At 38.6% G+C, this 15,024-nt stretch carries 15 protein-coding genes; 3 read left to right on the top strand and 12 right to left on the bottom strand.

The window, feature by feature from the left end; genetic code table 11:
• Positions 1-55 precede the first annotated feature (55 nt).
• The 4 genes from GQR39_RS10950 to GQR39_RS10965 form a co-directional block, all read right to left on the bottom strand.
• Positions 56-919: a DMT family transporter gene (locus tag GQR39_RS10950; RefSeq protein WP_007581815.1), complete on the bottom strand. Its 864-nt coding sequence runs from the start codon at positions 917-919 to the stop codon at positions 56-58.
• A gap of 232 nt (positions 920-1,151) precedes the next feature.
• On the bottom strand, positions 1,152-1,895 hold the full coding sequence (locus GQR39_RS10955; RefSeq protein WP_002960591.1) for a FadR/GntR family transcriptional regulator: 744 nt from the start codon (positions 1,893-1,895) through the stop codon (positions 1,152-1,154).
• A 430-nt stretch (positions 1,896-2,325) separates the two neighbouring features.
• Positions 2,326-3,312 carry a Gfo/Idh/MocA family oxidoreductase gene (locus GQR39_RS10960; RefSeq protein ID WP_165735627.1) on the bottom strand — a complete coding sequence of 329 codons (987 nt, stop codon included), beginning with the start codon at positions 3,310-3,312 and terminating at the stop codon, positions 2,326-2,328.
• A 295-nt stretch (positions 3,313-3,607) separates the two neighbouring features.
• On the bottom strand, positions 3,608-4,627 hold the full coding sequence (locus GQR39_RS10965; RefSeq protein WP_165735628.1) for an AraC family transcriptional regulator: 1,020 nt from the start codon (positions 4,625-4,627) through the stop codon (positions 3,608-3,610).
• A 102-nt stretch (positions 4,628-4,729) separates the two neighbouring features.
• Between GQR39_RS10965 and GQR39_RS10970 the strand changes: the two genes are divergently transcribed.
• Positions 4,730-6,334, top strand: coding sequence for a GMC family oxidoreductase N-terminal domain-containing protein (locus tag GQR39_RS10970; RefSeq protein WP_165735629.1), 1,605 nt, complete (start codon positions 4,730-4,732; stop codon positions 6,332-6,334).
• Positions 6,335-6,361: 27 nt separating this feature from the next.
• Here GQR39_RS10970 and GQR39_RS10975 read toward each other — a convergent pair whose 3' ends face one another.
• The 3 genes from GQR39_RS10975 to GQR39_RS10985 form a co-directional block, all read right to left on the bottom strand.
• Positions 6,362-7,177 carry a class I SAM-dependent methyltransferase gene (locus GQR39_RS10975; RefSeq protein ID WP_165735630.1) on the bottom strand — a complete coding sequence of 272 codons (816 nt, stop codon included), beginning with the start codon at positions 7,175-7,177 and terminating at the stop codon, positions 6,362-6,364.
• A 3-nt stretch (positions 7,178-7,180) separates the two neighbouring features.
• Positions 7,181-7,582: a hypothetical protein gene (locus GQR39_RS10980; RefSeq protein ID WP_002960599.1), complete on the bottom strand. Its 402-nt coding sequence runs from the start codon at positions 7,580-7,582 to the stop codon at positions 7,181-7,183.
• Positions 7,583-7,649: 67 nt separating this feature from the next.
• Positions 7,650-8,069 (bottom strand): DUF3429 domain-containing protein, encoded by a 420-nt coding sequence (locus GQR39_RS10985; RefSeq protein WP_165725021.1) that lies wholly within the window; start codon positions 8,067-8,069, stop codon positions 7,650-7,652.
• 282 nt (positions 8,070-8,351) lie between these two features.
• Between GQR39_RS10985 and ahpC the strand changes: the two genes are divergently transcribed.
• Positions 8,352-8,921 carry an alkyl hydroperoxide reductase subunit C gene (ahpC, locus tag GQR39_RS10990; protein WP_007581822.1) on the top strand — a complete coding sequence of 190 codons (570 nt, stop codon included), beginning with the start codon at positions 8,352-8,354 and terminating at the stop codon, positions 8,919-8,921.
• 154 nt (positions 8,922-9,075) lie between these two features.
• Positions 9,076-10,650, top strand: coding sequence for an alkyl hydroperoxide reductase subunit F (gene ahpF, locus GQR39_RS10995; RefSeq protein WP_024593080.1), 1,575 nt, complete (start codon positions 9,076-9,078; stop codon positions 10,648-10,650).
• Positions 10,651-10,776: 126 nt separating this feature from the next.
• Here ahpF and GQR39_RS11000 read toward each other — a convergent pair whose 3' ends face one another.
• From GQR39_RS11000 to GQR39_RS11020, 5 genes are all read right to left on the bottom strand, one after another.
• Positions 10,777-11,232 carry a PH domain-containing protein gene (locus tag GQR39_RS11000; protein WP_165735631.1) on the bottom strand — a complete coding sequence of 152 codons (456 nt, stop codon included), beginning with the start codon at positions 11,230-11,232 and terminating at the stop codon, positions 10,777-10,779.
• A 57-nt stretch (positions 11,233-11,289) separates the two neighbouring features.
• Complete coding sequence (locus GQR39_RS11005) at positions 11,290-11,550, bottom strand: hypothetical protein (protein ID WP_165735632.1); 261 nt, start codon at positions 11,548-11,550, stop codon at positions 11,290-11,292.
• A 40-nt stretch (positions 11,551-11,590) separates the two neighbouring features.
• Entirely contained in the window at positions 11,591-13,612 is a 2,022-nt protein-coding gene (locus GQR39_RS11010; protein WP_165735633.1) for an ATP-binding protein, read from the bottom strand.
• Positions 13,613-13,828: 216 nt separating this feature from the next.
• Positions 13,829-14,050, bottom strand: coding sequence for a penicillin-binding protein (locus GQR39_RS11015; RefSeq protein WP_165735634.1), 222 nt, complete (start codon positions 14,048-14,050; stop codon positions 13,829-13,831).
• A gap of 9 nt (positions 14,051-14,059) precedes the next feature.
• Positions 14,060-14,830, bottom strand: a complete 771-nt coding sequence (locus GQR39_RS11020; protein ID WP_165735635.1) for an undecaprenyl-diphosphate phosphatase — start codon at positions 14,828-14,830, stop codon at positions 14,060-14,062.
• Positions 14,831-15,024 lie beyond the last annotated feature (194 nt).

Raw genomic sequence — 15,024 nt, forward strand, 5'->3', positions numbered from 1 at the left:
CACAATAAAGTCACCATGTTACGTGGTGACTTTATTTAGGTTATTTGGTAGTTAATTAAGTAGTCTGTTTTTTTGCGTTTGAAAACGAGCTACCAACAGATGCAATAATTACAAGTAAAATAGCGAGCCACTGCCATAAAGTAAGCAATTCACCCAGTATAATAAACCCTGCGAGCGAAGCTATTGCAGGCTCTAAGCTCATCATTACGCTAAACCCTTGTGAAGGCATGTTACGCAGTGCAACCATTTCAAGTGTGTAAGGCAGTGCGCTTGATAAAATAGCAATACCAATACCCAGTGGGATAATTTCCCACGTAAACGCGGCGCTTTGCATAATGCCGCCGTATGGTACTAGCACTATAGCGGCAACGGTCATACCCAACGCAACAGTTGCTCCACCAGAGCTTTGTGTGCCCGTTTTTTTACCAAATAATATATAACCTGCCCAACATGCACCGGCACCAAGCGCAAGCGCTACACCCAATGGATCAAGGCTGTCTTGGCCGCTCATATCAGGAAGCAGAAGTAAAATACCGGCAATAGCACACGCAACCCAAAATAAGTCACGTTTGCGGCGTGATGAAAATAAGGCAACAGCAAGCGGGCCTGTAAATTCAAGCGCTACACCAATGCCTAGTGGAATGCGTTCAATGGCGTAATAAAACAAAATGTTCATGCCGCCTAAACTTAAACCATACACAATTATAGGAATACGATTACCAGAAGTAGGTAAGTGTTTCCAAGGTTTAAACACTAAGCAAAGTATAAAGGCAGAAAAACCAAGCCTAAGGGCAGTTGTACCTTCAGGGCCAACAATAGGAAAAAGCTGCTTTGCAAATGACGCGCCCGTTTGAATGGTCATCATAGCAAGCAGTACACACACTATAGCCAGTAAATAACTTTTTGAAGATGCTTGCATTTTAATCCTTGAGTTGAGTAACTCTATCAATTAGTTATGTAATGCAGGGAGTATAAAAGCTAAACCCGCCCGATATTAATGGCGGCATAGTATCTTTTTTTAAATTTATAGGTAAGTGTTTGCGACCAAAAATAGCGCAATTAAAAGTATATTAAATAGGGCGGGTAAATAAAGTAAGAGGTAAAGTTAGCAAACAGGCGTTTGCTAACTTTAATCAGTTGGTTAAGATGCCTTAGTGGGCACTTTTATTAACTAAGCCATCAAGCGAGTAGAGGCCTCGTTTTTCATCATTTTTGCGTTTAATTTCTTCAAGTGCGCGCGATTCTACGGCATCAAATAAAGCATTAATTAAGCGGTTAAAATGTTTGTGCATTGCACTGCGCGCTGCATTTGCATCATGCGACTTTAGGGCTGTATAAATAGCGGTGTGTTCGTCCATAACGCACTCGTTATTGTTTTTACACACACTGCCATAGTCAGCAACAATTTGTGGGTTTGTTAAACGTAAATCCCACAAGTTAGACACTGCAAATTCAAGTGCTTTATTGCGCGTTGCTCTAGCTATAATTTCATGAAACTCACGGTCGGCTTGCTCAACATAAAGGCCTTTCTCCATGGCAATTAATGTTTTATTTAGTTGCTCTAGTTCTTCTTCTGTAATGCTTTGAGCAGCTAAAGCGGCAATTTCGCCTTCAATTAATGCGCGAGCTTGAGTAAGTTCAAATGCACTGATCTCTTTTGATTTTATAGATGCATTTTTTTGTTCTACTACGTAAACACCAGAGCCGGTTTTAACTTCAACTCGGCCACGTACTTCTAATGCGATAATAGCTTCTCTAATGGTAGGGCGACTTACATCAAACATTTCTGCAAGTTCACGTTCAGGTGGTAAACGACTCCCAGCAGAAAATTCGCCTTGATTTATTAAAGACTCAATTTTATCAACTATGCGCCAAAATAAGCGACGATTACCCATACTTTACCTTCATTACCTTAAGGAATAATGGCCTCTGGGGCCTAAAAGTCAAAACCAACTGTTAATACCAGAGGTTACCTCAAAATTCACTATTATGTCAAAATTCTAACGCGATGTTATGGTTAAAAACCACTATACACCAATGGTTGTATTCTTGTATTACCAATTTAGTTTAAAATAATGCAATTGGCTAGCTTGATTGGTAATGTTTTTATGTGTTAGGTTAGTTTTAAGGTTATTGAATAATAAATATTGGTAATAAACCGAATTTGGGTTGTTAGTGTTAAGTTTGTTGTAGAAGTATTTGATTGCCCATGGATGGGGATCGCTATTTTTAAATGTGTTTTATAAAATGTGTCGTTGTACGAGAGCTATTTAAGCTTTCTTCTGGGCGTTAACTGTCGTTGGTTAACGCCCATATTTTATTTAGTTAGTCGTTAGGGTACACAACCCCAAGCTGTTTGCGCGCTTCATCAAGTACGCTCATTACGTTACTGGCTAAAATGTGCGTATTAACGGGTGACTCAAGGATATTTTGCTTCACTAACGCCATAAAATGTTCAACTTCGTATTTCATAAAGTGCTCATCAAACGGCTGGGATATAACCTCTACCTCACCATTATTAGCAATAAACACCACCTTTTTAAGTTGCGATACAGCTTCTATACGTATGCGTCCAAGTTCGCCTTGTATTTCGGTTATGTTGTCGCCTTGCGATATTTTAGAGTAGCTAATAACGGCTTGTTTATCTGCGTAGTTTAGTAATACATCCCCCGCACCATCAACACCTGTATCAAGTAATACGCCACTGGCACTTACGCTTTGCGGTGCTCCCCAAAGTGCAATTAATAAATACAGTGGGTAAATCCCTAAATCAACTAAAGCACCATTAGCAAACTCGGGTAAAAACGTATTTGGACGCTCGCCATTTTTATATTTATCGTAACGCGATGAATATTGACTGTACTGGCCAATATATTTACGTGGTGTGCCAATTTTTACCATTGCCTGTTGCAGCCGTGCAAAGTTAGGCAAGTGAGTGGTCATCATGGCTTCCATGTAAAGGCGCTGATGTTTTTTTGCTGTAGCTATAATGCTTGCAAGCTCTTTAGAATTGGCTGCTGATGGTTTTTCGCCAAGGACATGTTTACCCGCTTCTAGGCACATAACGGCATATTGTTTGTGTAAGCTGTTAGGGGCGGCTATGTAGACAGCATCAACATTTTGATCTTGGCATACTTGCTCGATTGAGGTGAAAATTTTTGCTTGTGCATTTTGTGGGTGTTTGGCTAAAAATGCTTCGCCGCTTGATACTGCGCGCGAGCAAACACCATATAAATTAAAATCGTTTAACGTATTTGCAGCGGCTAACAGTGTGTCGCTAATAAAATTGGTGCCAACAATAACAAAGTTCATGCTCACTCCTTAGCTTAAATAAAAAATAATAAGAGCGTTTAGTTTAACATTTTTTTAGTCCTATATGCTTTAGGGCGTGTTGATCTTTGGTGGTTGAATTTACAGCAGTATGTTTGGTTTTTAGGCAAGGCAGAGCCTATGTAGTGTGGTTATTCCCCATAAATAGGCGATAACGCAGCATAAAGGCCAAACATGCGCTGCCCTATGGGTTCTTTCTAGGGACGATTGACTCTTTGTTGCTCGATTTTTACTTAGCCCACTAGGTTACAAACCTCGCGCCGCGATTAAATCGCCCCTAGATTGAACAAATTTCAATCCACAAAGTTCGACACGCCCTAGGAGAGCAACCAAACCAGCGTTTAACATTAACACTTAGTGTTGCTTGCTCCTGATACCCTAAAAGCTCAGATATGGTTGATATTGTAAATTGGTTTTGCGCTAAATAGTGTGCAGCTAAAGCGCGACGAGTGGCATCTTTAAGTTTTACAAAGCTCGTATTATGTTTGATAAGTTCTCGATGCAGAGTACGCGGGTGCATACCCAGCGCAGCTGAAATAGTTTGGTTACTACATTGATAAATAGGAAGCATAGGCCTAATTAGTGCACTAACTTGGTTGGGTAATGGTTGTGTGTGTTCTTTGTTTTTTGCCAAGAAGCTTAGCGCTGCTTGTACTTTATTTAGTTCAGGGTGATCAAGCTCAAGAGTTAAATCACTTTTTGAGATTACAATACCAGCGCTGTTGCGATGCTCTATAACGTTACAACCAAAGTAAGTGTTATAGGCACGAGTATTAGTACTTAATTTTTTTGGCAAAAATATATTAATTGGTTTGCAGCGGTTATTACTCAGCTTTTTAATAACAGCCAATGCTAAACCAATGGTTAGCTCAATCACTTGGTTAATGTTCGGTAATGGTTTTAAATTAATTTCGAATGATAAAAACAAGCTTTTATCATTCTCTAAAGGGTGCGAGTTTAAGCTAAGTGCAGGGCTGTGCAAGTGAAGGTATTTAATAACCCAATTAAGTGCATCACCTAAATTAGTACTACTTTTAGCTGCTATTGCAATATGTCCTAAAATATCAAAATTTTGTCTACTTGCGAGCTTAAGGCCAAAACTAGAACAATTGAACTTACAAGCACAGTATTCTAATAGCTCAGCGTAATCTCGATAAGGTAAATATTGGTTATCGAGATTTTTAAAGTCAACGTTATTAATATTACAGTTTCGCATTATTTCATGCGGATCGCCGCCAAATTCGCTAATTAGGGTATCTATACCTTGTAATGACGTGGCTCTGATTAGGCTGCTCATGGTTAACCTCAAATAAACGATGTCTAAAAATATCAAGTTTTGTTGAGTTTTTCTATGCACTATTACTGTTAAAGCCGTTTAAAACTTTTATTAAGGTACACCATGAACAATACAACATTTGATTACATTGTGATTGGCGCAGGTAGTGGCGGCTGCGTTATGGCATCGCGATTGTCTGAGGGTAAAAATGTAAGTGTGTGCTTAATTGAAGCTGGCGGCAGTGATAACAGTGTATTTGTGCAAATGCCAGCAGGCATAGCAGCGAGTGTGCCTTATGGCATAAATAGCTGGCATTACAATACGGTGCCACAAAAAGAGCTTAATAACCGTTGTGGGTTTGTGCCGCGTGGCAAAGTACTGGGTGGGTCTAGCTCGACTAATGCAATGGTTTACATAAGAGGTAATAAGTACGACTACGACCAATGGGCGGCTAATGGCAACACGGGATGGGATTTTGAGAGTTTACTTCCGTACTTTATTAAAGCTGAGAACAATAAAGCGTTTATAAATAATGAGCTGCACGGGACAAAGGGTCTGCTACATGTACAAGAGCTAAATAACCCAAGCGATGTAAACCAGTATTTTTTAAATGCCTGTGCTGAGCAGGGCGTTAATTTAAGCGACGATATAAATGGCAAAGAGCAAAGCGGCGCACGTCTATCGCAGGTAACTCAACACAATGGCGAGCGTTGTAGTGCAGCAAAAGCATATTTAACACCGCATTTAAACCGCCCCAATTTAACGGTATTAACCCATAGCCACGTTAATAAAATAAATATAACCAATAAGATAGCGCAAGGCGTGCAAATAGAGCGTAATAAAGAGGTTATTAATTTACGTGCTAAAAAAGAGGTAATACTTAGTGCTGGCGCTATTAATTCGCCTCAAATATTAATGCTTTCAGGTATTGGCCCAAAAGAGCATTTAAGTGCACATAACATTAAGGTTCAGCACGTACTTGAAGGTGTTGGCGCTAATTTACAGGATCACTTAACAGTAGTGCCACTTTATAAATCAAAAACAAATAAAGGCACATTTGGTATAAGCCCGCTAGGCATTGCCAGCATTATAAAAGGCTGTGTTAACTGGTTTAGTAAACGACAAGGGCGATTAACCAGTAACTTTGCAGAGTCGCACGCGTTTATTAAATTATTTGAAGGCTCGCCAGCGCCCGATGTGCAGCTAGAATTTGTAATTGGGCTGGTGGACGATCATAGTCGTAAATTACACACTGGGCATGGTTACAGTATACACAGCAGTATTATGCGCCCCAAAAGCCGAGGTACTATTACATTAGCTGATAACAACCCACGTAGTGCTCCACTTATTGACCCTAATTACTTAAGCCATCCAGATGATTTAACTGTAATGCTTGCAGGCCTTAGAAAAACACTCACTATTATGCAAAGCAAAGCTTTTGATAACATACGCGGTAAAATGCTCTATCCGCTTGATATAAATAATGATGATCAGCTAATTGAGTTTATACGCCAAACTGCAGATACCGAATATCACCCAGTCGGGACATGTAAAATGGGGCAGGACTCAATGGCAGTGGTGGATACTAATTTGCGAGTACACGGGGTAAGTAACTTACGCGTAGTCGATGCGTCGATTATGCCTACCATTATTACCGGCAACACAAATGCACCGGTAATTGCGATTGCTGAAAAAGCAGCTGATTTAATTAAACACGAAAAGGTGTAATTAAATAAACTGTAGTAGGGCTATTTATTAGCTATAAAACTCATTTAGCCATTGTTGCCAATCGCTTTCAAGATGTAGCATTTGCTGATGCTTTTTAGCGTTTAGATGCTTGGTTTCGTCCTCGCTTGCCATATAGGGTCCAACGCGGCAAAGGGGGCAATGGTTAGATGTTAAGTATGCAGGTTTGGTAAGACGTGAGCTTAATTCGCTAGTATGTGTATCAATACTTTTTGGGCTGAAAACGTAAGTTATGCCGCTGGTGTCTTTTACGTGTTTATCGCGGTCAACATTACGAATTTTGTAACCTTCAAAATGGCTAATATCAAATGGGATTTGGCCTAAATAATCAGCGTTTAAACCGTTATTTAAACTCCCTTCTATATTCCATTCTCGATAAGGTTTTACATCCTTTGAAGTGATGTAACACAGCATTGGACCATTTTTATCAAGCGCGTATTCGTTAGCGTATTTAATAAATTGATGCAGTAAAGCGCGGTTTAATACGTTCATACTGGTTTGGCGCGTGTTGTTTTCAAACGCTTCACGGCCAACAAACGCGGGTATAAGCGGAAATTGAAAAATAACCACGTCAAAGCTGTGCTGGTTTTCACTTAGAGTTTGCCAACACGCGGGGTTTGTTACATCAAAACCATTAAGTACCTCAACGTTATGCGCTTTTAGGTTGCTAAGTGCATTGTGCTGATACTTTTTCTCAATAGTAGTTTGGTCATCGTAAGTGGATGCAACCAAAGCTTTTGGCGATAGATGAGTGTAAATAGCGTTCGAAAACGATAAATCGCCATCGCCTACGGTGAGTATTCGCCATTGAGGATTTAAATACATATTTTATTTAGCGTTTATGTTTGTAGCAGTATTATTTATATCGCTATTTGTTTGTGAGTCTTTTGCTAGTAAACGATGAAACGCAAGTCTGGTTTTTAACCCTTCAATTGCGATTTGTTTAATAATAAGATTAAAGGTAATTAAAATGGCAAAGGCAATATGAATAGGGCCGTGAGTAAATCCTGCATCTGTATCGTAGAGTGTTAAACCGAATAGCAAAAATAAGACGACTAAGAAAATTTCGAGTAATTGACTTGAATAAAAACTTAAACGACCTTCGCTTTTATGATCTTTTTTAATGCGAATAGCACAAAAAAATGGGATCACTTTGATTTTAAATGCAGCGTTTTTTTCTACGTAGTTTTCGCCAAGTTCGTCGAGTTGTTGGCGTAGTTGGTCAATCATGGTGTGTCCTCAAATAGCAGTGCGCGGATATTACCTTATTACCACGCAATATTTAAGTTTACAGCTGCTATTTAGGGTAAATACTCATACCAATAGTCAGAATGTGACAAACAAACACAACAGAGGTAAGTACTACACGCATTTTTTGATAATCTTTATGATAGGTTTGCCATTGCGGCGTGGCTTTTTCAAATATAAGTACTAACCAAAAACTAGCACCTAGCCAAGCCAGTGCCCACTCTACAGGTAAAAATGATAAAAATGGAACTGGGATAACAGGTAATACCGCTTTAATTGCATTGCTATAGCTTTGCTCTCCGGCGCGCCACAAGCTACCTGCCATAAATGCTAAAATGGCGATACTGTAAAAAGTAAAAAACTCTAAGTTAAGGCTATTACTGCCAAACATAAGTGGCCAACCCACACACCCTAAAAACGGGATTAAGCCTAAGTAACCTAGTTGTATGTGGTTAAAAAATTTTTCCATTACGGCGTGCCTTATATTTAATGACTTATTTGAAGCGCGGCTATTGTAGCAGTATTGCGATTAGCGATCTTAATAATTCGCCAGCGTTTACAATCCCAATAATGCTTACGATAACAGGGATTATATAGTTCAATCCAAAAAACCGATTGTTTTAATCTAAACAATCAATTTTATTTAATTATCCATTAGCCTTATTGTATTAACCAAGCCAACGCAGAAGGTCGTTTTAAACGAGAGCGTTGATTACTTTTTAAATACATTAAATATAGATGAGGAAATACCATGAGCACTTCATTAATCAATACTAAATTACAACCATTCAATGCAACCGCTTACCACAACGGTGACTTTGTAGAATTGTCTGAAAAAGATGTTCTAGGTAAATGGTCAATCTTCTTCTTTTACCCTGCAGACTTTACATTTGTATGTCCTACTGAACTTGGTGATGTTGCAGATTATTACGCACAACTTCAAGAAATGGGCGTAGAAGTTTACTCAGTATCTACTGACACTCACTTCACTCACAAAGCATGGCACGATACGTCAGACACAATTGGTAAAATTACTTACCCAATGATTGGCGACCCAACAGGACGTATTACTCGTAGCTTTGGCGTAATGATTGAAGAAGAAGGCTTAGCACTTCGCGGTACATTTGTAATGAACCCAGAAGGCGAAATTAAAATTATCGAAACTCACGATTTAGGTATTGGCCGTAGCGCTAAAGAACTTGTTCGTAAAGTACAAGCTGCACAATACATTGCAACTCACGACGGTGAAGTTTGTCCTGCATCTTGGCAGCCAGGTGAAGACACACTTGCACCTTCACTAGACCTAGTTGGTAAAATCTAAGTATAGATTTATTCCTACTATAAGGGCAGGTAACTGCCCTTAAATCAACGAACATCCGTTTGTTGGTGCCTCCTATATCAATATACTTGTTTAAGCACATGCATTATTTGGCATGGGAGGCTTGCTGTTTAAATTTTCCTAAAAGGGTTAAGCCATGTTAGATAACAACATAAAAAATCAATTAAAAAGCCATTTTGAATCGCTTACTCAACCTGTTGAGCTGCTTATTGCCTTGGATGACAGCAAAAAATCAGCAGAAGTAGAAAGCTTAGCGAACGATTTAGCCTCACTGAGCGATAAATTTACGGTAATGAACAATCCTGATACAAGCGCGCGTCGCCCGTCAATGGTTGTACATTCACCTATTAAAAACACTCATATTACGTTTGCAGGCGTACCTATGGGCCACGAATTCACAAGTTTAGTGTTAGCTCTTTTACATACTGGCGGACACGCAAGTAAAGCTAAAAGCGAAGACATTGAACAAATACAATCGCTTACTCAAGAACTTAACTTTGAAGTATATATAAGTTTAAGTTGCCAAACGTGCCCGCAAGTAGTCCAAGCACTTAATACTATGGCAGCGACAAACAGCAATATTAAAGCGACCATGATTGATGGCGCATTATTTCAAGATGAAGTAGAAGAGCGAAATATTTTAGCTGTACCGGCTGTATATTTAAATGGCGAACCATTTAGCCAAGGTGCACTAAGCCTTACCGACATACTCAATAAAGTAGATAGCAAAGGGGCACAGCGCCAAGCTGAATCGCTAAGTAAAAAAGATAAATTTGATGTACTTGTAATTGGTGGCGGGCCTGCGGGCGCATCGGCTGCGATTTACTCAGCACGAAAAGGGTTAAATACAGGTATTGTTGCCGACAGATTTGGTGGACAAGTTGCAGATACATTAGCAATAGAAAACTTTATTTCGATTAAGGCGACTGAAGGGCCAAAATTGGTTGCCCAGCTTGAAGAGCACGTTAAAGAATACGATGTAGATGTAATGCATAATCAGCGTGCAGCGGCACTTGGTTATAACAATGGCTACGAAATTACACTTGAAAATGGCGCAGTACTCAAAGCTAAGTCGCTCGTACTTGCCACTGGTGCACGCTGGCGCGAAATGAACGTACCAGGGGAGCAAGAATATCGCGGCCATGGTGTGGCATATTGCCCACATTGTGATGGCCCTTTATTTAAAGGTAAGCCTGTTGCCGTAATTGGCGGTGGTAATTCGGGTATAGAAGCAGCAATCGATTTAGCTAATATTGTGCAAAGTGTTACGGTACTTGAATTTGCAGACACACTACGTGCTGATGAAGTGCTTATTCGTAAAGCTAAAAGCATGGCTAATATTACTATTATCAAAAGTGCACAAACTACCGAAGTACTTGGTGATGGTAAAAAAGTAACTGGCTTAATGTACACAGATAGAGTGTCGGGAGAGAGTAAAGAGCTTGAACTTGCCGGTATATTTGTACAAATAGGCTTAATACCAAATACCGAATGGTTAAAAGACAGCGACCTTGAATTAAGTAAATTTGGTGAAATACTGATTGATGCTAAAGGCGCAACTTCACTACCAGGAATTTACGGCGCGGGGGATGCAACCAATACTCCGTTTAAACAAATTATTATTGCAATGGGCAGCGGTGCAACAGCAAGTTTAGGTGCATTTGATTATTTAATTCGTCACTCTGAAGAAGCTGATCAAAGCGCTGCTTAACATTATTTAATAAAAAATTTAGTAAAAACTCTCTTGATATAACAGCAAGGCTACACCCATAGCTGTTTGTTAACCCAAGCCGCCCTTCTCCAAAGGCGGCTTTTTTATGTCTGGTTATAAACTAGGTTAATCTGGTATACGTTCTTCAAGCCAAGCTCTGAGGTTTTCAGGATCTTTAATAAAAGGGATTCTAACCCAGCTACCGTAGGCATATAAAAATATGGTTGAATAACCAAATATACGACCTAAAATTGTTGTGACTTGCTCTACATTTTCAACGCTTTTGAAACCTAGTTTGTCTTCTCTTCTTGTGAGTATTCCACTAAATACGGTTATAGAATTGTCTTTAGTAAGAACTTTTACAAAAACTGCTTCCAATATTTTATGAGAATCTTTCAGGACATAAATTGCAGGTAAAACGACTAAGCTTAGTAGGACATCATTTTTGAACTGCTCACCGATTAATTCTTGTCCTATAAATGAGAAAATCAGATAGACTAATCCTAGGCCAAGGATTCGAGCACCAATTTCTCCTAATGCTTCGATCGAGCGCCAGAACTTTGCAATTTTAATCTTAGGCAAAATACTCTCTCTATAAATATTGTTCTATATAAATACGAATATTAAGAAGCGTATTAACTAATCGCACCCACCGCTAGAATCACCGCCGCTACAATTTGTGTGAGAGTGCGATGAGTTACTGCTAGAGGAAACTGATGAGTCACTGCCAGTATAAGCGGATGATCCACGTGATGACTTAGCACTGATAAATGTAACTAACAGCAATACGCCTGATACGATAACTATTGTTATTGATGAGCTCCATTGCCCAGTGGAAACGCCTTTAAATACTGCAACAATAAGTACTGTTAGTAATATAGTTCTAATTATGTTTTTCATTTTATGTTCTTATTTTTTACCAGTGGCAGTGCAGTAAAAATTAGCTGATTTTTACGGTATGCTCAAGCGCATTAATAACCGCTTTTTCAAGTATGGGTAGTTTAAACGGTTTTGATATAAACATATCCATACCGGCTTGTTTGCAGGCAAGTTTGTCTTGTGATGAAGTATTAGCAGTTATAGCCACTATGTAGGTTTCTTCATGCGAGCAGATGTTTTCTGATCTAAGCTGCTTTGTTGCCTCAAATCCATCGAGTATGGGCATTATGCAGTCCATAAAAATAAGGTCATAATGCTTTTGGCGACATTTTAATACAGCATCTTGGCCATCAACTGCAGAGTCGGCTTTTATATTAAGCTTGCCTAAAGAGGCATGAAGTACTAACCGATTGATGTCGTTATCATCGACTACAAGCACTGATAGTTCACTGCCGTTGATATCTAACGTTGATTTAAGGCTTTCTTGTTTTTGTTCTGTCCCTTTCTCAATAGGAATATTTACTAAAAACGTAGTGCCTTTATTAGGTGTACTTTTTACCTTTATTTTTCCGCCCATATATTCAACAAGCTCTTTTACTATTGCAAGGCCAAGGCCTGTTCCACCTTTTGAATTCTTAGCATCTACTTCTTGAGAAAAAGGAGAAAACAGTGATTCTAAAAAGTTTTTACTCATTCCTCGGCCTGTATCAGACACTTCAATATTTAAACTTAGCTTATTTTTTATTTTAGAAAGGCTGGTGTTTAATGTAACTGAACCATTTTCAGTAAATTTAAGTGCATTACTCAGTAAATTAGAAGCAATCTGGCTAAGGCGTGTGTTGTCGCTAAACGCCCAGCAGTTGTCATCAATTGTATTATTTACTTGTAGCGTTACATGCGTGTTTTTAAATAGAGGTGTATACAAAGAAGTTAAATCGGTAAAAATTGTTTTTAGTAAAAAGTCAGTAGGCTCAAGCTTTAGCTCACCATGATTAATTTTAGAAAAATCGAGCACTTCGTTAATAATACTAAGTAAAATATCGGCGCTTCTAAGTCCTATTTTAATTTTTTCAGCGCGAACTTCTTCACTGTGTTCATCAACTAATGTGGTTAGCATACCTGTAATGCCATTCAGTGGGGTTCTTAATTCGTGGCTGATTTTAGCAAATAGCATGCTTCTGTCTTCAAGTAGGCGCTCTGCTTGAGCTTGCTTTTGTTTAAGCTCTTCTCTGAGCATTACTGACTCGGTTACATCTTGGCAGGTGCCAAATAATCGGACACATCGGCCTTCATCAAATTCGGCCTCACCAAAGGTAGCCACCCATAAATGTTTATTTTTAGCGGTTACTATTTCTAGTTCTAGATTCCATTTTTTGCCTTTTTCTATGGCTAATTCTACCGCGCGAGTAATGCCTTCACGACTTGGACCTTCTTTATAAAACTCGACTGCAGAATTCATTTGCGGTTGAAATTGTTCATCCACCTCATGTATGAGGTATGTTTGCTCGCTCCAGGTAATTTTATCGGAGATTAGATCAACCTCCCACGTACCTATATTTGCAACGTGTTCTAACTTTAATAAAGTATTACTATTTTTTATGAGTTGTTCTTTAGCTTGGGTGCGAGCAAATTCCGATCCAAGCCATTGTGCAAATAACTCAATATAATCATAGGCTGCATCATTAAAAGCTGGAGAGCTGTTTATGGATGAAAAGTTAACGGTACCAAATATTTTTTCACCAATTTTTATTGGCGCGCCAATATAAGACTCTAACTGAAAGTTTATATAACAGGGGTGGTTTGCAATTGCGCTTTGAGATGCTTTATGAAAGGCAAGTGCAGAGCCTGCAGTGAGCGTATGTACGCAATAGGTGCCTTGTAATTCAAACACGGTACCGGGTAAAAGTGAGTTGTCAGGGGTTTTGGCATATAAAACGGTGTAGCTGTTTTCATCTACTTTACTAATAATACCTAGCTCAAGGTCAAATACTTCTAACCCAAACACTAAGAGCTTATTAATTTTATTTTCAAAATCAAGAGATTGATTAGAAACTATATCGTGAAAACGTCTTAAAAAATTCAAAAGAAAACACCCCGTAAGCTTTTGTTCAATTTATACAATATAAAAGCCAATTAAAGGCATATTTATTAATTACCAAGTAAGTTTAGCAGTTTTTATCGATGATAACTAAAACTGATGTGTACACTTTAGACTTATAACCTTATGTTTTGTAGAATAATAGAGCATTAATATAACGCTGAGTGTAATGATGATTATATAATGCTCAGTGTTTTATATTTAGTAGGTTGAGTTTGGTGTGTACTTAGGATTTATATCGCCGCCAACTTCTTCCGGGTCTACATCGTTAATAAGTAGCGTTTCACGTACAGCTTCAATGTGATCAAGTACGCTTTGGTAGCGCTCGCCATATTCATACTTTGTCACTTCAATCGCTTTAGGCATGTAAGTAAAGGCTATTTTAAGTGCGTGGAGTGCTTCTTCGTTTATTTTTTCGGTCATAATGTTCTCTTATGTGTAGGCTATAGTTAATAAAATAACACCAAATACGATTCGGTAAAGACCAAAACTAACAAAAGTGAAATTTTCTAGAAAGCGTATGAATAGTTTAATAGTAAAATAAGCGACTATAAAAGACGTTAAAAAGCCAACTGCAAGGGAAGTTAGGTCATCTAAGCTAAACAGTTGGTAATGTTTAAGTAAGTCGTACCCTGAGGCTGCTGTAAGTACAGGTAAACCAAGCAAAAATGAAAATTCAGCGCTGGCTTTTCGGTTTAAACCACATAACATGGCACCAACAATAGAACTTCCAGCACGACTAGTCCCTGGAATTAACGCAAATACTTGTGCTACGCCAATCCAAAGAGCTTGTTTATAAGTAACTTGGGTTACATCGGTAGTTGTGCATTGAGCCTCTTTATAATTGCGCTCTAATAGTAAAAAAATCACACCGCCTACAATAAACATAACACCTACTACCGGTACGCTAAACAGTGTTTTTATTACATCACTAAATATAAAACCAATAATACCCAAAGGAATAAATGCAATGGCAACTTTCACCCATAAATTGAAATGTTTAGGGCTGAACTTGTCTTTATAGTTGGCTAGTACCGCTAAAATGGCGGCAAGCTGGATAATTACTTCGAAGGCGAGATTAGCGTCTGTTGATTCAATGCCTAACCACTTTGACGCTACAATTAAGTGCCCAGTTGATGATATGGGTAAAAATTCTGTTATACCTTCAATAATACCTAAAATAATCGCGTTAATTATATCCACGGTTTACTGCTTCCTGAAAAATTAAAAAGCCCGAACTCGGCTTAACTGAAATGACGCATTACTGCATACCTAAATTGCGAGGCGTAGCATAAAAGCTCTTAAGACAAACCAACAGTGTTATTAGACTTAATGTGTTTAATAAATTGCATTAAGCGCTAAATGCACAATATAATGGCAATTGTTATCATTTACAT

It is taken from the genome of Pseudoalteromonas sp. C8, from assembly GCF_011378685.1.
Lineage (GTDB): Bacteria > Pseudomonadota > Gammaproteobacteria > Enterobacterales > Alteromonadaceae > Pseudoalteromonas > Pseudoalteromonas arctica.